Origin of the sequence: Amycolatopsis azurea DSM 43854 (assembly GCF_001995215.1) — a bacterium.
GTDB lineage: Bacteria > Actinomycetota > Actinomycetes > Mycobacteriales > Pseudonocardiaceae > Amycolatopsis > Amycolatopsis azurea.
This window is the reverse complement of the sequence record NZ_MUXN01000011.1, coordinates 101,429-119,856: the sequence shown is the minus strand read 5'-3', so window position 1 is coordinate 119,856 and position 18,428 is coordinate 101,429. Positions and strand designations below refer to the sequence as shown.

Annotated in this window: 18 protein-coding genes; 8 read left to right on the top strand and 10 right to left on the bottom strand. The window is 69.6% G+C overall.

Annotated features, from left to right (window positions below):
• Positions 1–60 precede the first annotated feature (60 nt).
• Positions 61–531, bottom strand: a complete 471-nt coding sequence (locus tag B0293_RS15180; RefSeq protein WP_005157581.1) for a carboxymuconolactone decarboxylase family protein — start codon at positions 529–531, stop codon at positions 61–63.
• Between the two features lie 330 nt (positions 532–861).
• Between B0293_RS15180 and B0293_RS15175 the strand changes: the two genes are divergently transcribed.
• Positions 862–1,698 carry a class I SAM-dependent methyltransferase gene (locus B0293_RS15175; protein ID WP_052014452.1) on the top strand — a complete coding sequence of 279 codons (837 nt, stop codon included), beginning with the start codon at positions 862–864 and terminating at the stop codon, positions 1,696–1,698.
• Between the two features lie 263 nt (positions 1,699–1,961).
• On the opposite strand, the gene B0293_RS15170 is transcribed toward B0293_RS15175, so the two are convergent.
• Genes B0293_RS15170 through B0293_RS15155 form a run of 4 tightly spaced genes read right to left on the bottom strand, consistent with a single transcriptional unit; the run spans position 1,962 to position 6,010 of the window.
• Positions 1,962–3,293, bottom strand: a complete 1,332-nt coding sequence (locus B0293_RS15170) for an MFS transporter (RefSeq protein ID WP_039917992.1) — start codon at positions 3,291–3,293, stop codon at positions 1,962–1,964.
• Positions 3,294–3,298: 5 nt separating this feature from the next.
• The gene (gene dgoD, locus B0293_RS15165) at positions 3,299–4,447 is read right to left on the bottom strand and encodes a galactonate dehydratase (RefSeq protein WP_005157574.1); all 1,149 of its coding nucleotides are present in this window, start codon (positions 4,445–4,447) and stop codon (positions 3,299–3,301) included.
• Positions 4,448–4,457: 10 nt separating this feature from the next.
• Positions 4,458–5,054, bottom strand: coding sequence for a 2-dehydro-3-deoxy-6-phosphogalactonate aldolase (locus B0293_RS15160; protein ID WP_005157573.1), 597 nt, complete (start codon positions 5,052–5,054; stop codon positions 4,458–4,460).
• A complete protein-coding gene (locus B0293_RS15155; RefSeq protein ID WP_005157571.1) occupies positions 5,051–6,010 on the bottom strand; it encodes a 2-dehydro-3-deoxygalactonokinase in 960 nt (319 codons plus the stop codon). The genes B0293_RS15160 and B0293_RS15155 overlap by 4 nt, the downstream gene beginning before the upstream one ends.
• Positions 6,011–6,065: 55 nt before the next feature.
• Between B0293_RS15155 and B0293_RS15150 the strand changes: the two genes are divergently transcribed.
• Entirely contained in the window at positions 6,066–6,827 is a 762-nt protein-coding gene (locus B0293_RS15150; protein ID WP_005157569.1) for an IclR family transcriptional regulator, read from the top strand.
• A 59-nt stretch (positions 6,828–6,886) separates the two neighbouring features.
• On the opposite strand, the gene B0293_RS15145 is transcribed toward B0293_RS15150, so the two are convergent.
• Entirely contained in the window at positions 6,887–8,323 is a 1,437-nt protein-coding gene (locus tag B0293_RS15145) for an MFS transporter (protein WP_005157567.1), read from the bottom strand.
• 230 nt (positions 8,324–8,553) lie between these two features.
• Between B0293_RS15145 and B0293_RS15140 the strand changes: the two genes are divergently transcribed.
• Positions 8,554–8,877, top strand: a complete 324-nt coding sequence (locus B0293_RS15140; protein ID WP_005157566.1) for a YciI family protein — start codon at positions 8,554–8,556, stop codon at positions 8,875–8,877.
• The gene (locus B0293_RS15135; RefSeq protein WP_005157565.1) at positions 8,874–10,109 is read left to right on the top strand and encodes an RNA polymerase sigma factor; all 1,236 of its coding nucleotides are present in this window, start codon (positions 8,874–8,876) and stop codon (positions 10,107–10,109) included. The genes B0293_RS15140 and B0293_RS15135 overlap by 4 nt, the downstream gene beginning before the upstream one ends.
• Here B0293_RS15135 and B0293_RS15130 read toward each other — a convergent pair.
• Positions 10,081–11,256 (bottom strand): 8-amino-7-oxononanoate synthase, encoded by a 1,176-nt coding sequence (locus B0293_RS15130; RefSeq protein WP_005157564.1) that lies wholly within the window; start codon positions 11,254–11,256, stop codon positions 10,081–10,083. The genes B0293_RS15135 and B0293_RS15130 overlap by 29 nt on opposite strands.
• Positions 11,253–12,305, bottom strand: a complete 1,053-nt coding sequence (bioB, locus tag B0293_RS15125; RefSeq protein ID WP_209437286.1) for a biotin synthase BioB — start codon at positions 12,303–12,305, stop codon at positions 11,253–11,255. The genes B0293_RS15130 and bioB overlap by 4 nt, the downstream gene beginning before the upstream one ends.
• 69 nt (positions 12,306–12,374) lie before the next feature.
• On the opposite strand from bioB, the gene B0293_RS15120 reads away from it, so the two are divergent.
• The gene (locus tag B0293_RS15120; RefSeq protein ID WP_005157562.1) at positions 12,375–12,929 is read left to right on the top strand and encodes a TetR family transcriptional regulator; all 555 of its coding nucleotides are present in this window, start codon (positions 12,375–12,377) and stop codon (positions 12,927–12,929) included.
• A gap of 203 nt (positions 12,930–13,132) precedes the next feature.
• Here B0293_RS15120 and B0293_RS15115 read toward each other — a convergent pair whose 3' ends face one another.
• On the bottom strand, positions 13,133–13,762 hold the full coding sequence (locus B0293_RS15115) for an MBL fold metallo-hydrolase (protein WP_005157559.1): 630 nt from the start codon (positions 13,760–13,762) through the stop codon (positions 13,133–13,135).
• Complete coding sequence (locus B0293_RS15110; RefSeq protein WP_005157557.1) at positions 13,759–14,844, bottom strand: S-(hydroxymethyl)mycothiol dehydrogenase; 1,086 nt, start codon at positions 14,842–14,844, stop codon at positions 13,759–13,761. The genes B0293_RS15115 and B0293_RS15110 overlap by 4 nt, the downstream gene beginning before the upstream one ends.
• Before the next feature lie 150 nt (positions 14,845–14,994).
• Between B0293_RS15110 and B0293_RS15105 the strand changes: the two genes are divergently transcribed.
• The 3 genes from B0293_RS15105 (at position 14,995) to B0293_RS15095 (ending at position 18,059) form a co-directional block, all read left to right on the top strand.
• Positions 14,995–16,248, top strand: coding sequence for a helix-turn-helix transcriptional regulator (locus B0293_RS15105; RefSeq protein WP_005157554.1), 1,254 nt, complete (start codon positions 14,995–14,997; stop codon positions 16,246–16,248).
• 276 nt (positions 16,249–16,524) lie between these two features.
• The gene (locus B0293_RS15100) at positions 16,525–17,343 is read left to right on the top strand and encodes a L,D-transpeptidase family protein (RefSeq protein ID WP_005157551.1); all 819 of its coding nucleotides are present in this window, start codon (positions 16,525–16,527) and stop codon (positions 17,341–17,343) included.
• Positions 17,344–17,369: 26 nt separating this feature from the next.
• On the top strand, positions 17,370–18,059 hold the full coding sequence (locus tag B0293_RS15095; protein ID WP_063936638.1) for a choice-of-anchor P family protein: 690 nt from the start codon (positions 17,370–17,372) through the stop codon (positions 18,057–18,059).
• Positions 18,060–18,428: the final 369 nt, after the last annotated feature.

The window sequence follows — 18,428 nt, the reverse complement described above, 5'->3', positions numbered from 1 at the left end:
GAAAGTTGTCGGAGCCGGGCCCCGCACCGGACGGCACGGGGCCCGGCACACCGGACGAGGTCAGGCGAACTGCCCGGCCACGTAGTCGCCCGCGGGGTTCCGGACGATGGCGTTCACCCGGTTGAAGGCGTTGATCAGCGAGATCACCGCGACCAGCGCGGCGAGCTGGTCCTCGTCGAAATGCCGGGCGGCGTTCGCCCACGCCTCGTCGGTGACCTCACCGCCGTCGGCCATCCGGCAGGCCTGTTCGGTCAGCTCCAGCGCGGAACGCTCGACCTCGCTGAAGACCGTCGCCTCCCGCCACGCCGCGACCAGGTTGATCCGCACGGCGGATTCACCCGCCGCGGCGGCTTCCTTCGTGTGGATGTCCAGGCACACCGCGCAGCCGTTGATCTGGCTCGCGCGCATCCTCACCAGTTCCTGGATCGTGACCGGCAAGGACGAGCCCGCCAGCGCCCGCCCTGCCGAGATGATGGTCTTCATGAACTTTCCGCCGACCGGGTTGCCGAAGTAGTCGAGCCGGGCGTCCATCGTGATCTCCTTGTCGTAGTGGGTGTTCTGCCCTACCGACGACGCACCCCCACGAAATGTGAGCCCTGGCGGTCATGGACCATGGTCGGCACTCGACCACTGTGACTAGGGCGGTTCGCCCCGGCGCACGATACTGCCCAACAGAAAGCTCTCCAGGGCAGGCTTTTGCGAAGTCACCTGCGCGAACCGAACCCGTAAGATGTTTGTGTGGCACGGGATTACCTCCCGGCCCGGTCGCCCCTTGCGCCAGAGAAGTGTGACGAACCATCGCACCACGCGGATCTTCGGACCGGCATCCGCGTCCACGTCCCTTCAGCGAAAGGCTTTCCCATGCCAGAAGGAACCGGCACGAGCAGAAGACCCTGGGAAGTCGCCGTGGCCCACGGAAAACGCCTCGCCGTCACCGCGGAAGACCTCCTACAACGCACTCTTTCGACCGCGGGCCTCCGGCAACCCGACTCGACGATCGCCGCCGACGCGCAGGACTACTGGCGGCGCCCGAAGGGATCCCGGTGGGCCGCCGACTCGCATTGGCGGGAGGCTCCCGCCTTCCGGGGTACCGACCTGTGGGACCGGATCGGCGCGGACCACCTCGACCTGTTCGAAGCCGGGGCACGGATGGCGGGGTTCTCCCGGTCCTGGGACCGGGTGGTCGAGTGGGGCTGTGGTGGCGGCGCGAACGCGGTGCGTTTCGCACCACGTGCCAAGGAGTTCATCGGAGTCGACATCTCCCGCGAATCGCTCGAGGAGTGCGGCAGGCAGATCGCGAGCGTCTGCGACACGGCCTTTCAGCCGGTGGCCGTCGAGGTCGCCAATCCGGAATCCGCGCTCGGGGACATCGACGGCGTCTGCGACGTGTTCCTGTGCTTCTACGTCTTCGAGCTGATCCCCTCGCCGGAATACGGCGAACGACTGCTGCGCGTCGCCCACGATCTCCTCGCGCCCGGCGGCCTCGCCCTGATCCAGATCAAGTACGAAACCGGCGACTGGCGCACCAAACCCCGGCGGCGCTCCTACCGGCGTGGCCTCGCGAACATGACGACCTACCCGATCCACGGCTTCTGGGAACTCGCCGGGCGCTGCGGCCTCGTCCCGCGCGGGGTCCGGCTGGTACCGCGGAACGAACTCGACGAACGGTACGCGTATTTCTTCCTTTCCAAGGAATGACCGGGTCACTGCCGACGCGTTCGCCCGGGTTCTTTGGCCGGGCCGAAGGCGTGACTCGCGTGCTTGGAGGCGTAACTCACGTGATCGCCGTCTGATCACGCGAATCGCCCGCCCCGCCCAGCCTTACCGTCAAGAGAACGGTGAGAAAGCGGTGTTGCGAAAGTGGCTTTCGCATCATCCGAAGCCGGGTGCACGTGATCGAGCGGCGAACTCACGTGATCAGACGGACGACACTCGTGACTGGAGGGACGACACGGTTGGTCCTAACCGGCCTTGCCGCTCACGACCGCCGGGGTTCGTTCGGTGACGCGTTCGACCTTGCCGACGAGGAAGACGTAAGAAAGGATCCCGGCGATCGTGATCACGGTCATGTAGGCGAAGCCGGGCGCGAAGCTGTCGTCGGTGACGATCAGGCCGATGACGATCGGGGTGGCGATCGACGACAGGTTCCCGATGAAGTTGAACATCCCGCCGGTCAGTCCGAGCAGCCGCCGCGGCGCCAGCGCGGACACCAGCGACCAGGTGATCGACGCGAGACCGTTGCCGAAGAAGGCCACCGACAGGATCACGATGACCAGCGCGGTCGAGTCGGTGAACCCGGCCCCGACCATCACGGTGCTCAGTACCAGCCCGGCGATGATCGGCCCCTTGCGGGCCGCCCCGAGCGAAACCCCGCGCCGGACCAGGAAGTCCGACAGCACACCGGAGGCGAGCACACCGACCAGCGCCGCGATGAACGGCAGCGACGCCAGGAAGCCGGACTTGATGTAGTCCATCCCCCGGTACTCGACGAGGTACGTCGGGAACCAGGTGAGGAAGAACCAGAGCGTCGAGGTGAGGCAGAACTGTCCGAAGTAGATGCCCCACAGTTTCCGGCTGCCCAGCACGGTCGCCAGGTCCGCCTTGGTGATCCGCGCGCGCTCCGGCCGTTCACGTGCCAGATCCACCAGGCCGCCGCCGGAGCGGATCAGCTCCACCTCGGCGTCGTTGGCGCGGGAGTCGCGCGGCTCGCGGTACTTCGCGTACCAAAGCGCCGCCCACAGGATGCCGACCAGTCCGGTCGCGATGAACACCCAGTGCCACGAAAGCATCGCCTGCAACCAGGAAAGCACGGGCGTCAGCAGCGCGAGTCCGATGAACTGGCCCGAGGTGTAGAAACCGATCGCGGTGGCACGTTCGCGTTCCGGGAACCAGACGGTCGCGATCTTGCTGTTGATCGGATACGCGGGCGCCTCGAAGACACCGACCATCAGCCGCAACGCGATCAGCGCCACGAACCCGCCGATCACGCCCATGAACAACGTCGCGAGCGACCACAGGACCAGGCAGGCCGGGTAGAGCAGCCGCGGCGGGATCTTGTCGACCAGCCAGCCGCCGGGCAGCTGCAACGCGGCGTAGGTCCAGCCGAAGGCCGACAGGAGCAGGCCCTGTTCCGCTTTGGACAGATCGAGCTCGCCGGCGATCGCGGGCATCGCGATCGACAGGTTCGAGCGGTCGAGGTAGTTGATGACGACGGTGATGAACAGCATCGCCGCGATGAGCACACGGTACCGGGACGGACGCGCGGTGAGTCCCGGGTGGACGGACGTCGCCATGGCGCTCACCACTCGGCGAACGAGCCGTCGGTGTGCCGCCACACCGGATTCCGCCAGCGATGTCCCTCGGCCGCGCGTTCGGTGACGTACTCCTCGTTGATCTCGATGCCCAGCCCGGGCCCGCGAGGGATGGTGACCTGTCCGTCCTCGTAGGCGAACACCGCGGGGTCCGTGACGTAGTCGAGCAGGTCGTTGCTCGTGTTGTAGTGGATGCCGAGGCTCTGTTCCTGGATCGTCGCGTTGTAGCAGCCCGCGTCGATCTGCAGGCACGCCGCCAGCGCGATCGGGCCGAGCGGGCAGTGCAGGGCGAGGCCGACGTCGTAGGCCTCGGCCATGTGCGCGATCTTGCGCGCTTCGGTGATGCCGCCGCAGTGCGACGGGTCCGGCTGGATGATGTCGACAGCGCCCGAAGCCAGCACGGCCTTGAAGTCCCACCTGGAAAAGAGCCGCTCGCCGAGCGCGATCGGGATCGGCGAGGTGCGCAGGACTTCCGCGAAGCCGTCGACGTGTTCGGACAGCACCGGTTCCTCGACGAACATCAGCCGGAACGGCTCCAGTTCGCGCAGCAGGACCTTGGCCATCGGCTTGTGCACGCGGCCGTGGAAGTCCACCCCGATGCCGATGTCCGGGCCCACCGCCTGGCGCACGGCGTCCACGTTGGCCACGCAGCGATCCACCTTGTCCCAGGTGTCCAGATAGGACAGTTCCTCGGTCCCGTTCATCTTCACCGCGCTGAACCCGCGGTCCACCACCTCGCGCGCGGCGCGGGCGGTCTCGGCGGGACGGTCGCCGCCGATCCACGAGTACACCTTGATCCGGTCGCGCACCCGCCCGCCGAGAAGTTCGTGGACCGGCACACCGAGCGCCTTGCCCTTGATGTCCCACAGGGCCTGGTCGATCCCGGCCAGCGCGCTCATGTGGATGCCGCCGCCGCGGTAGAACCCGCCCCGGTAGAGGACCGTCCACAGATCCTCGATATGCGAGGGATCCTTGCCGATCAGGTAGTCGGAAAGCTCCTCGACGGTGGCCGCCACGGAGGAGGCGCGGCCCTCCAGCACCGGCTCGCCCCATCCGGTGATGCCCGCGTCGGTTTCGATCTTCAGGAACGACCAGCGAGGCGGCACCTGATATGTCGTCATTGACACGATCTTCATGGTTGTCTTCCTATCCCTGGTGCCAGATCTCGGAAAGTGCGCGGGCACGGACGGCGACCGCGTCCGCGCTGTCACCCGGCCGGTAGAGACAGGACCCCAGTCCCGCTCCGGCCGCCCCGGCGGCGGCCCAGGCCGCCAGGTTCGTTTCGTCGACGCCGCCGACAGGCAGCAGTTCGACCTCGCGCGGCAGCACCGCGCGCCACGCCTTCATGCCCCCGATCCCGACGGCGCCGGCGGGGAACAGCTTGAGGTGCCGGGCACCCGCGGCGAGCGCCGCGAACGCCTCGGTGGGGGTGGCCACGCCCGGGTACGGCGTCATCCCTTCGGCCACGGCGGCGGAGATGACCACGGGATCGCTGTTGGGTGCCACGATCATGCGCGCCCCGGCTTCCCGGGCCCGCGTGACGTCTTCGGCGGTGAGCACGGTGCCCGCGCCGATCTCGCACCACTCACCGAACGCGTCGGCGAGCAAACGGACGCTCTCGAACGGCTCCGGCGAGTTCAGCGGAACTTCGATGGCGGGGAATCCCGCGTCGACGAGCGCCCGCCCGACGCCGACGACCTCGGCCGGGGTCACTCCGCGCAGGATCGCGATCAAACCGGTCACGGCTTCAGTGTCCTTTCGAGACGGTCTTCGAGCAGTCCGGCGGCTGTCGCGATCCGCCACAGTCCCCGGGCGGCGATGTCCTCGGACAGCACGGTGGCCGCCACTCCCCTGTCGGCCAGGGCGAGGGCGTAGCGGCGGCACAGTTCACCGTCACCGCACAACACCAGCCGGGAATCCGGGTCACACAACAGATGCGAGACCTCGTCGGCGATGAGCACGCCCGAGAGGTAGTCCGGCAGCGATGCCGGTTCGAGGACGCCGTCGAGCACGAGCGGGCGGGCCCCGAACGCCTCGGTGGCGAGCCCCCGCGAGCGCCGTCCGGCGGCCAAACCTCGTGAGAAGGCGGCGTCGTCGGGGACCGCGTCGGCGGCCGTACGGGCGAGGGTGCCCTGCGTGATCAGCAATCCGTACAGCTCGCCGGTCATCGCGGTGGCGAAATCCGTCACGATCCCGCTCTCGACGCGGACCCATTTGCTGTGCGTACCGGGGAGCACCACCGTGACTGGTCCGCCGGGGTCGCCGAGCGCTTCGAGCACGCCGATCAGCTGGGTTTCCTCACCGCGCATCACGTCGCCGGGGCCGTCCCCGGACGGGATCCGCAGTCCGGGGACGACGTGGAGTACGCCGTCGCGATGGGGCACGGGCACGAGCGAGGTGAAGTCGAGTCTCGCCGGGACGGTGCGATACCCGGCATCGACCCAGCCCTGAGCGCTCCCCACCATCCCGGACGCGATGGCCGGGAGAACGGGCCAGTCGCCGCAGATCTCGCGGAAGGCCGGCTCGTACGCGGCCGCCCTGTCACCCGGATCGACGCCTTCGGTGATCGCCAGCAGACCGCGGGAAGCCCTGCGGGCGTCGAGGATCTCCCCCTCGGCGTCGAGCAGCCAGGCGCGCTGACCGGAGGTTCCCCAGTCGAGGGCGATGAGGCCGGGTTCGGTGTCCGTCACGAGCGACATCGTGCGGGCGCGTTCCCGATAATGCGATCAGCGTCCCTATATGTAGGATTCCGGCATGTCCGAGACAGCGCCGCCCGGCACCCAGACCCTCGCCCGCGGCCTCGCGGTGATCCGCGCGGTCGCGAGCGGTGCGACCGATCTGCGCACCCTGGTCGAGCACACCGGACTGGGCCGCAGCACCGCGCACCGGCTGGTCCAGCTGCTGGTCAGCGAGGGTTACCTGCGGACCGGACGGGACGGCTACGCACTCGGTCCCACGCTGATCGAACTGGGTTTCCAGGCCCTGCACGGCAGTCCGCTGCCGGTGGTCGCCCGGCCGGTGCTGGAGGAGCTGGCCGAGCAGCTGCGCGACACGGTGCATCTGGCCGTCCGCGACGGGGGTTCGGTGCTGTACCTGGACAAGCTGCCGGGCTCACGGGGCGCGGAGATGCGCTCCCGGATCGGGCACCGGATGCCCTTGACCCGCACCGGCGTCGGGATGGCGTTGCTGCTGGACTCCGCGCCGGAATGGCGGGATCTGTACCTCGCCGAGACGCCGGTGGAGCCGGGCCGGGTGCGTCCGGAGGACCTCGACGCGTTCCTGGCGCGCATGCGCGAGTACGCGGAGGCCGGGGTGGCGATGGACCTGGAGGACAACGAACCGGGGATCCGCTGTGTCGCGGCGCCGATCCGGGACGCCACCGGCGCGATCGCCGGGGCCATCAGCGTTTCGGCGACACGGCCGTACATGCCCGCCGCGCGGATGCGCGGCCTGAACCGCGTCGTCGGCCGCGCGGCGCACCAGGTTTCGGCCGGTCTCGGCTACCGCGAACACTGAAACGCCGCGTGGAGGGCCGACCAGGAACGGTCTCGCCCTCCACGCGGTCGTACAGCCGGTCATCGCTGCACCGCCGGGTCACCTCCGACGGCTTCACTCGGCTCGGGCGCCGGAGTGCGCAGGGTGGCCATGGCCAGGAAGCCACCGGCGATCGCGATCCCCGCCGCCCCGAGGAACGCGGCCGAGTATCCGCCGGTCAACGCGACCGGGTCGCCGATCCGTCCCGCGCCGAACGAAACCCCCACCGCGGTCATCGCGGCGAGACCGAGCGCCGAACCGATCTGGTACGAGGTGTTCACGATCCCCGACGCGAGCCCGCCTTCCTCCGGTTTCGCGCTCGAGATCGCGGTGCCGAGCGACGGGATGAACGCCAGCGCCTGGCCGAGCGCGGCGACCAGCGAAGCGGGCAGGACGTCGACGACGAAGTTGCCGGTCGGGCTGACGAACGACAGCCACACCAGTCCCGCGGCGAGCGCCCACAGACCGCCGATGATCATCTTCTTCGGCCCGAACCGGCCGATCAGCCGCGGCGCGACGGCGACCATCAGCACGACGATCAGCACGGTCATCGGCAGCAGCGCCGCCCCGCTCGCGAAAGCCCCGTAACCCAGGACCTGCTGGAGGTACAGGTTGAGGAAGTACCACATCGGGATCCACGCGGCGCCGAGCAGGAACTGGGCGAGGTTCGCGCCGCCGAGGTTCGGCGTCCGGAAGATCCCCAGCCGTACCAACGGGACTTCGCGCTTCCGCTGGATCGCCACGAACACCGCGAGCAGCGCGACGCCACCCGCCAACGCGCCCCAGGTGCCCGCCGAGCCCCAGCCCGCTTCCGGTGCGCGGACGACGCCGAACACGGTCAGGCCGAGACCCGCGGTCACCGCGACGGCACCGGCGAGGTCGACCGAACCACGCCGGACGGGCGCGGGCGGCATCAGCTTGCCGGTGGCGAGCACCGCGACGAGCGAGATCGGGACGTAGAGCCAGAAGATCCACGGCCACGACAGCCATTCGGTGATCACGCCGCCGAGGAACACCCCTGCGGTGCCACCGGCGGGGGCGGCCGCGCCGTAGAGCGCGAGCGCCTTCGTCAGCTCACGAGGACGCGCGCCGAACAGCATCATCAGCAGGGTCAGCGCCGACGGCGCGATCAACGCCGCGCCCGCGCCTTGCAGGACCCTGCCGAGTAGTTCGACCCACGCGGTGCCCGCGACCGCGGCGACCACGGAGCCGCCGAGGGTGACCACCCAGCCGGCGGTGAACATCTTCCGCGCGCCGAACAGGTCCGAGAGGCGTCCGCCGAGCAGGAGCAGCCCGGCGAGCGCGACGACGTAGGCGTTGAACACCCATGACAGGTCTCCCGGGGAGAACCCGAGGTCCCGCTGCATCGCGGGCAGGGCGACGCCGATGATCGAGGTGTCCATGATGACCATGAACTGGGCCAGCGCGATCAGTCCCAGCGCCCACCACCGTCGTGGGTCCGGGGTCGTCTCCGCCATGACTTCCGTCCTTTCAAGAGGTTTGATACCCCTAGGGGGTATCTGACGGAGATGAAGTTATGCCCGCTCCCGCTCCGGCACAAGTACCCCCTAGGGGTATCTTTGTAGGCCTCTTCACAGGCGATCCGCGGAATTCTCGAAAGAAATCCCGGCGCCGGTGTCGGATCGGCGTGGCGGCGTTCGTGGTGAGGATGCGACGCTTCCCCGACACCACAGGAGAGGATCTTCGGATGCGGTATCTGGTTTCCGTGATCGACGACAAGAGCAATCCCGGCAGCACCGACCGGCAGCCCGCCATCAGCGAGTTCAACGAACGGCTGATGGCCGAGGGCCACTGGGTCTTCGCGGGCGGGCTCGCGGACACCGGCTCGGCCACGGTGATCGACAACCGGGGCGAACAGCCGGTGTTCAGCGACGGGCCGTTCGTGGAGTCGAAGGAGTACCTCGCCGGCGTCTGGGTGTGGGAGGCCCCCGACCTGGACGTGGCGCTCAAGCTCGCCACCGAGGCGTCGAAGATCTGCGACCGGAAGATCGAGGTGCGGCCATTCCTGTGACCGGCGTCGAGGAGGCGATCGCCCAAGCCCACCGCGACGAGTGGGCGCGGGTGGTCGCCACGCTGACCAGGCGTTTCGGCGATCTCGACATCGCCGAGGAAGCGGCGGCCGAGGCCTTCGCGACCGCCGTCGAGCGGTGGCCGTCCGACGGCGTCCCGCCCGGCCCCGGCGCCTGGCTGACCACCACCGCGAACCGCAAGGCCATCGACCGGATCCGGCGGGAGAACAAGCGCGACGACAAGCAGAAGGAGGCTCGGATGACGTACGTCGACGACCCGCCCGAGCCGCTCGGCGTCATCGACGACGACCGGCTCCGGCTGATCTTCACCTGCTGTCACCCGGCGCTGGCGCTGGAAACCCGCGTGGCGCTGACGCTGCGCATGGTCGGCGGGCTGACCGTGCCCGAGATCGCCCGCGCCTTCCTGGTGGCCGAAAGCGCCATGGGGCAGCGGATCACCCGCGCGAAGGCCAAGATCAAGGCGGCCCGCATCCCCTATCGCGTGCCGTCCGCCGAGGATCTCCCTGCCCGGGTGTCCGGGGTGCTCGCCGCCCTCTTCCTCGTGTTCAACGAGGGCTACCTGGCCACCGGAGCCGACACCGATCCGCTGCGGCACGACCTGACGGCCGAGGCGATCCGGCTCACCCGCCTGATCCGCGTCCTCCTGCCGGACGACGGCGAGGTGGCCGGGCTGCTGGCGCTGATGCTGCTCACCGAGGCCCGCCGCACCGCCCGGGTGTCGGCGAACGGCGAACTGGTCGCCCTCGACGAGCAGGACCGCGGCGCCTGGGACACGGATCTGATCGCCGAGGGGCATCGGCTGGTGCGCGAACGCCTCGCCGCCGCGGCCGCCGGAGTGGCTCCGGGCCGCTACCAGATCCTCGCCGCGATCAACGCCGTGCACACCTCCGCCCGCGACATCCGGGACACCGACTGGTCACAGATCCTCGCGCTCTACGACCAGCTCGTCCGCGTCGATCCCTCGCCGATCATCGTCCTCAACCGGGCCATCGCGGTCGCCGAGCTCGACGGCCCGGAGGTGGCGCTGGCGGCCGTCGACCGCCTCGACGACAAGCTGGCCGGCTATCACCCGTTCCATGTGACCCGCGCCGATCTGCTGCGACGGCTGGGCCGGAGCGCCGAGTCGCGAGCGGCGTACGACAAGGCCATCGAGCTGGCGGGGAACACCGCGGAAACCGCCTATCTCATCCGCCGACGGGACCAGCTGCGCTGACTCTCCCGGCACGCACTTCCGCGCGGCACAGGCGTGCCGCGAGCCGCGCCGCCCGCTCGGCCTGTCCGGGATCGACGCCCGCCCGGGCGACGAGCCGCAGCCGGGAGACGCCGTCGGGGACGCTGGGCGGGCGGAAGCAGCCGACCACGATGCCTTCGCCGAACAACGTGTCGGCGGCGGCCACCGCCCGGTCCGCGGAATCCGCGGGAATCGACTGGACCGCGCCGGGCGCGTGCGGAACCCCGGCGGCGCCGGCGATCAGTGCCGCGATCCGGTGCAGTTCGTCGGCTCGTTCCGGTTCCGCCGCGATGATCCGGCTGGCCTCGGCGGCCCCCGCGGCCGCGGCGGGCGCGAGTCCGGTGTCGAAGATGAACGTCCGGGCGGTGTTGACCAGATGTTCGCGCACCAGCGCCGGTCCGAGCACGGCTCCGCCCTGGGTGCCGAGCGCCTTGGACAGGGTCGCCGTCACGACGACGTGCGGCGAACCGGACAGGCCGGCGGCGTGGACCGCGCCCCTGCCCCGGCCCGCCACGCCGATCCCGTGTGCCTCGTCCACGACCAGCAGGGCGTCGTAGGCGGCACAAAGCGCCGCGACGCGCGCCAGATCGGCGGCGTCCCCGAGCACGGAGTAGATCGATTCGACGACGACCACCGCCCGGGTCTGCTCACGATCCCGGAGCAGTGCTTCGAGCGCGACGACGTCGTTGTGCGGGCAGATCCGCACGGGCGAACGGGACAGCCGGGCACCGTCGATCAGCGACGCGTGCACGTGCTCGTCGGAAACGATCAGCGTGTCCGGAGAACCCAGAGCGGTGAGCAGACCGATGTTGGCCGCGTAGCCACTGGAAAACGCCAAACAGGACGGCTGCCCGGTGAGGCGGGCCAGTTCTCGCTCCAGCTCGTCGTGACCCGCCGTCGTCCCGGTCACGACGCGGGACGCGCCCGCACCGGCGCCGTAGGTCTCGATGGCGCGGGTCGCGGCCGCGCGGACACGAGGGTCGGCGCCGAGACCGAGATAGTCGTTCGAGGCCAGATCCAGTAGCCCACCCCGGATTCCCGGGTTGCGCCGGGCGTCGGTCCGGCGCACCAGACCGGCCCGACGCCGGTCCGCGTCGACGCCGGCCATCCACTCCAGCAGGGCGTTCACGCGTTGGGCGCGACAGCCGTGCCGGCGCCGCGCGCCCGGACCGCGACGTCTGTCCGATGTGGACTCTCGTCGGCGCCGAGGACCTTGAACCCGGCGTCGGCGATCATGTCGAGGTCGGCCTTCGCGGCCTGTCCCTCGCTGGTGAGATAGTCCCCGAGGAACAGGGAATTGGCCACCTGCAACGCGAGCGGCTGCAGCGAGCGCAGATGCATTTCGCGGCCACCCGCCATCCGGATCTCCTTGTCCGGGCAGGCGAGCCGCGCCAGCGCGAGGATCCGCAGCGAGCGCAGCGGCGTCAGTTCCCAGGTGCCTTCCAGCGGTGTGCCTTCGAAGGGCATCAGGAAGTTGACGGGAATCGAGTCGCTGTCGAGGTCCCGCAGGGCGAAGATCGCGTCGATCAGTTCGTCGTCGCTCTCCCCCATGCCCACGATCAGTCCGGAGCAAGGGGAAAGCCCCGCGTGCTTGGCCTTCTCGACGGTGGCCACGCGGTCTTCGTAGTCGTGCGTCGAGCAGATCTCGGAGTACCGGGACTCGCTCGTGTTGAGGTTGTGATTGTAGGCGTCGACACCGGCGTCACGGAGCCGCTCGGCCTGGCCGTTCTTCAGAATTCCCAGGCAGGCGCAGACTTCCACGCCGGAATGCGCGGTTTTGACGGCCTCGACGACACCCGCGACCCGGTCCACGTCGCGGTCGCTCGGCCCGCGCCCGCTCGCGACCAGGCAGACCCGGGACGCGCCGCCCGCGATCCCCGCCGTCGCCTGCTTGACCGTCTCCTCGGCCGAAAGCCAGGAATACTTGAGGATCTGCGCCGACGAGCCGAGCCGCTGCGAGCAGTACGTGCAGTCCTCCGGGCACAGCCCCGACTTGAGGTTCACCAGGTAGTTGACCTTGACCCGGTCCCCGAAGTACGCGCGCCGGAGCCGCCCGGCCGCGACGACCAGGCCGAACACCTCGTCGTCCGGCGTATTCAGGACCGCGCGGGCGTCGTCGCGATCGAGTACTCCGCCTGCCAGCTGACGCGAGGCCAGGTCATCCACTGTTTTGAACACCTTTCAAATCCTAGGTGGACGTCCGGGCCCGCGCAAGGCCGGCCCCGCGGCGCCGGGCACAATGGCCTCGTGAAGGTGACGCGAACGCAGATCGTCGACGGCGCGTACGAGCTGCTCCGCGAGCGGGGGCTGAGCAGCCTGTCCATGCGGCGGCTGGCCCTGGACCTCGGCGTGCAGCCCGGCGCGCTGTACTACCACGTCGCCAACAAACAGGAACTGCTCGCCGTGGTCGCCGCGCGCGTCCTCGCCGACTTCCCGGCGTCGCCCGCCGATCCCCGCGGCGCCGCGCAAGACCTGCGCGCGGCGCTGCTCCGCGTCCGCGACGGCGCCGAGGTCGTGTCGTTCGTGCAGGCGTACCGGCCGGACGTCCTGACCCCGACCCGGGCGCTGAACCGGTTGTTCGCCGAGCGGTTTTCCGCCCGCCAAGCCGAATGGGCCGCCCGCACGATCGTCCACTATGTACTCGGCTTCGTCGCGGAAGAACAGAACCGGGCCGAACTCGTCCGCGCGCGCATCGTCGAGGACGAGCCCGCGCTGGAGCGGGAATCGGCGGAGGCTTTCCTTTTCGGTGTGGACGCGATCCTGACCGGCCTCACCGGGGTCGTGAGTGGTAAGTGTCGTTAGAACGTCACTTACCACTCACGACCCACGGGACCCAGCGTTGTCCGGCGGCGAGGGCGCGTTGCGAAAGCCACTTTCGCAACGTTGAAGGTTGCGAAAGTGGCTTTCGCGACACCGCGGTTGGCAAACCACGAGCCTGCGCCGCTTCGGTACAGGGGGTCGTGAGTGGTAAGTGTCGTTAGAACGTCACTTACCACTCACGAGAGTCAGTGGCCCCGTGCGATCCATTCGGCCAGGTGCGGCGCCTCCGTGCCGATGGTGGTCCCGTCGCCGTGGCCGGTGTGGACCCGGGTGTCCTCCGGCAGCGCGAACAGCCGCTTCTCGATCGACGAGATGATCGTCGGGAAGCTGGAGAACGAACGCCCGGTCGCCCCCGGCCCGCCCGCGAACAGCGTGTCACCGGAGAACAGGGCCTTCGCCTCGGGCAGGTGCAGGCAGACCGAACCGGGCGAGTGCCCCGGGGTGTGGATCACTTCGATTTCCGTGCCCGCGACGGCGATCCGCTCGCCGTCCGTCACGTTCCGGAACTCGCGCCCGGGGTGGGTCATCTCCCAGAGTTCCTGGTCGCCGGGGTGCAACAGGACCGGTGCGTCGAGGTGCTCGCCGAGTTGCGGAGCGACGGTGACGTGGTCGTTGTGCCCGTGCGTGCACACGACGGCGACCACCCGGCGGCCGCCGACGGCCTCGGTGATCGCGCGCTCGTCGTGCGCGGCGTCGACGATCACGACCTCGTCGTCGTTCCCGACGAGCCAGATGTTGTTGTCGACGTCCCACGATCCGCCGTCGAGTTCGAAGACGCCGTTCGTGACGACCCGGTCGATCCGCAGGCCGCTCACAGGATCACCACCGAACGCAGCACTTCGCCCGCGTGCATGGTGTGGAACGCCTTCTCGACGTCACCGAGCGCGATCCGCTCGGTGACGAACCGGTCGAGCGGCAGCCTGCCTTGCAGGTGCAGGTCGATCAGCACCGGGAAGTCCCGCTCCGGCAGGCAATCGCCGTACCAGGACGACTTCAGCGCGCCGCCGCGGGAGAAGAAGTCCAGCAGCGGCATCTCCAGCCGCATGTCCGGTGTCGGCACGCCGACCAGCACCACGGTGCCCGCCAGGTCGCGCGCGTAGAAGGCCTGCTTCCAGGTCTCGGGGCGGCCGACCGCGTCGATGACGACGTCGGCGCCGAAGCCGCCGGTCAGGTCCTGGATCGCGGCGACGGCGTCGGTCTCCGTGGCGTTGACCGTATGCGTCGCGCCGAGGTCCCGCGCCCACTCCAGCTTCCGCCCGTCGCGGTCGACGGCGATGATCGTCCCCGCACCGGCCAGGCGGGCGCCGGCGATCGCCGCGTCGCCCACTCCCCCGCAGCCGATGACCGCCACCGAATCACCGCGGCCGACGCCGCCGGTGTTGACCGCGGCACCGAGTCCGGCCATCACGCCGCAGCCCAGCAGGCCGGCGACCGCGGGATCCACCGCCGGGTCGACCTTCGTGCACTGTCCGGCGTGGACGAGCGTCTTGTCCGCGAACGCGCCGATGCCGAGTGCCGGCGTCAGCTCCGTGCCGTCGGTCAGGGTCATCTTCTGTGCCGCGTTGAAAGTGTCGAAACAGTACTGCGGGCGCCCCCGCTTGCAAGCCCGGCACTGTCCGCACACCGCGCGCCAGTTGAGCACGACGAAATCGCCGGGCCGCACGGAGTCGACGCCCTCGCCGACGCTTTCCACGGTCCCCGCAGCCTCGTGGCCGAGCAGGAAGGGGAATTCGTCGTTGATGCCACCGTCGCGATAGGTCAGATCGGTGTGGCAGACGCCGCAGGCGGCGATCGACACGACGACCTCGCCGGGCCCCGGGTCGGGGATAACGATCTCCGTCAGCTCGACCGGCGCCCCCTTCGACCGGGCGATCACCCCGCGCACCTGTTGTGGCATTCCCTGTTTCCTCCGCTCGGCGACGAAGACATGCGCGGTGACGCATGCCTGACGCGAGGCTAAACCGGGACACCGGCGGCCGCGACCTGACCGTCGGTCGAGAAAACCTGGCCTTTCGACCAGGTCGAGTGAAGAGCTACGCTGACGGCGATGCCCGAATCCGCCGATCTGACCGCGCTGCGCGAAGTGGTCGAAGGCCCGCTGGCCGAGATCGCCGTCCGGTTCTCACGCCTGCTCGCCGAGGACTGGCCGCATCAGGCACTCGTCATCTTCACCCTCGAATGTACCGGCAGGCCGCGCAAGGTCACCGGCGCGAAGGAGATCGCCGACAAGGTCGCGATCCGCGAACTCGAGGCGATCAAGGCACTCGTCGAACCCGGCGGGCACCTGACCCTGACGGCCGCCCTCGGCGGCGCCGCGCGAACGGTCTGGGCCGTGCGCGACCCGGTCGGGACGCTGCTGGTGCTCGTTCCGCGCCCCAGCCGCAAACGCTTTCCCCAGCCCGCGCGGCTGGCGGAGATCTTCGGCATCGTCGCGACGTCGATCCGCCAGCAGGTCACCCAGGCCAGCCCCGATTACCTCGCCGAGTCGCGCGCGGCGTCCAGCGAACGCGCGCGCACGATCGTGGAGATGGCCGCCGCGCACGAGACCGCGCTCGTGACGATCCTGACCGCGTTGCGCTCCACCCGGCTGGACGACCGTCGCGCCCGTCTCGTCGCGACGGACTCCGCGTCCGCCGCGCTGGTGGCGCTCCGGTCGGCGCACGAGACCGATCTCGCGCTGTCCGAGGAACCGGCGCACACCGCGTTCGGCAGGCTCCGCCGGGAAGTCCGTCAGGTGATGCGGCATCACGGCGCCGAAGTCGAGTTCGTCGCGCCGTCGAAAGACGGGCGTCCGCTGCCCGGCGAGGTCGCCCACGCCGCCCGCGCGATGACGTACACCGCGGTGCTCGCGTTCACCACCCAACCGGATCTGGCCCGCCTCCGTATCGCTTGGACGAGTGACGACAGCGCGCTGCACCTCGATGTCCGAGACCAGGAATCCGGCGGCCTCGACGTCGCGGGTCTCCGGCTGCAACTCGACGGGCGTGCGAAGACCCTCGGTGCCACCGTCGAGGTCGACGCCGTTCCCGGCTGGGGCAGTCGCGTCACCGTCGAACTTCCCTTCGAGCCGCGGTCCGACCGGACAGGCGAGGCCGTGCTCGCCAACCTCAACCGCCGAGAACTCGAAGTGCTGCGGCTCGTGGCGCGGGGGCAGCGCAACAAGGCCATCGCCTCGGCGCTCGGCATCACCGAGAGCACGGTGAAGTTCCACGTCGCGGGTGTGCTGAGGAAGCTGGACGTCGGTTCCCGGGGCGAAGCCGCCGCTTTGGCCTTGACCGCCGGGATCGGCCACTCCGCGTGATCATCACGCCCGGCGCCACGGGCAATTCCCCACCGAATGGCCGCAGGAACAAATACGCAGAGTGTGTTTCTCTCAGCGTTACGGAATTCGCCCTTTCGCCTCGATCGAGTGAAACTCTGCGCGCACCCCTGAGCTGCGGAAACTCCGGAAAACCGCAGGCAGATTAGCTCTGACGAACGATCGCGCGGATTGATCGGCGCGACGCCTTGCTGTTAGAGATAGCCGTCCCGGATTCGCATCCCGTTGCGAATGACCCTGCGCATGGACAGGCATTGAATGACCCGATCGCAGACCTCTTGCGGTGCCGCACGCCCGCACGCGGCCGCCGCACTTCTCGCACTGGCGCTGGTGGTGCTGGCCGGCTGCGGATCCACCCCGGCCGAAGGCGGCGGGGCAGCCGCCGCCGTCGCCCCGCAGTCCTCGTCGCCCGAGGCACTGGCCGCGCTGCCCGAGGCGAACACCTTCGGTGAGCTGAAATCCGCGCCCGCCGATCCCGCCCACGAACTCCCCGCGGGCGGCGAAGTACTGCACCCGAAGGCGGACGCGGCGATCTACCGCGCTCCCGGCGCCGAGCCGATCGCCCGGCTTCCGGAGACGCAGATCGGCTCGCCGACCTGGGTCCCGGTGATCGCCCGGCAGGGCGACTGGGCGCAGGTACTGCTTCCCACGCGTCCCAACGGCGCGACCGGCTGGCTGCACGCCACCCCGGAGACCGTCGAATCGGCGCAGAACGATTACGAGGTCCGCGTGGACCTCGCCGGATTCCGCCTGGAGATCCTCGAAGCGGGCAAACAGACCGGCTCGTGGACCATCGGTACCGGCAAACCCCAGCACCCCACCCCCACCGGTCGCGCGTTCATCCTCGCCTCGATCAAGGAGAGCGTGAACACCTACAGCCCGATCGTGTTGCCGCTGAGCAGTCATTCCGATTCGCACGAGACCTTCGGCGGCGGCCCCGGCACGGTCGGCCTGCATACCTGGCCCGACAACAGTTTCGTCGGCAAGGCCACCAGTGACGGCTGCATCCGGGTCACTCGCGAGGCGCTGGACCGCCTCGTCGAACTGCCGCTCGGCACCGTCGTGCACATCACCTGAGTATTCGAACCACGGAGGTAATTTCCTTGTCCCCACGTACAACCGGCGTGCTCGCCTGCACGGCCGCGGCCTGCCTGGTCCTCGCCGCCACCCCCGCGACGGCGGCCCCCGCCGAGTCCGCGTACGCCATCGCCGCGTCCGGCCTGGTCAAGATTCCCCGCACGCCTTCGGTTTCCGGGCCGGGCAAGGAATCCCTCGCCTCGGTGGCGCTGCCGTCCGAAGGGCCGTCGCTGGTCGGCGCGAAGGCGCTGAACGCCGCGGTGAAGCCGGGGCACGCCGAATCCAGTGTCGCCGGGCTCGCCCTGAACCTCGGCCTGCTGCCCACCGGGGCCGCCCTTCCCGGGCTGAGCGCCGAGGTGATCGAGGCCGAGTGCAGTGACGGCAAGGGTTCCGTGTCGATCGCGAACCTGAAGGTCGGCGGCAAGACGCTCAAACTCGACCAGGTCGCGCCGAACACCACCGTCCCGGTGGCCTCGCTGCTCGAACTGACGGTGAACAAGCAGACCAAGAACGCCGACGGAACCCTTACCGTGACAGCGGTTTCGGCCAAACTGCTCGGCAAGACGCAGACCCTGGACATCGCGTCGGCGACCTGCGCCAAGTCCGCGGGCGAGAAGCCGGAACCGCCGACCAAGCCCGGCGGCGACAAGCCCCAGCCCGGCGGCAAGGCGCCCAAGCCGACCCCGGTGCCCGCGCACCTGGACGTGACCGGCTGACGTTTTCGGTGCAGGTGGTCGTGAGTGTTCGTGAGTGGCGAACCCGCTCGCTCACTTGCCTCTGCCTCGGATGTCGCGAAAGCCACTTTCGGGACGCTGGACGTCCCGAAAGTGGCTTTCGCGACACCGCCGGCAGCTGGGAAATCGGGGCCGGAAGGGGGAAGTGCGGGTGCGTGTCGGTGCAGGTGGTCGTGAGTGGTAAGTGACGTTCTAACGACACTTACCACTCACGAGACCCGGTGCTCGGCCTGACTGGAGGCTGTTGCGTCTCGCGACCGCGGGCCGAGTCCGTGAAGGCCTCCTTGCCTACCCTGAAGGTAGTGAAGGAGGCCTTCACGGACCCTGGGTCCCTCAAGGGGGCCTTCACGG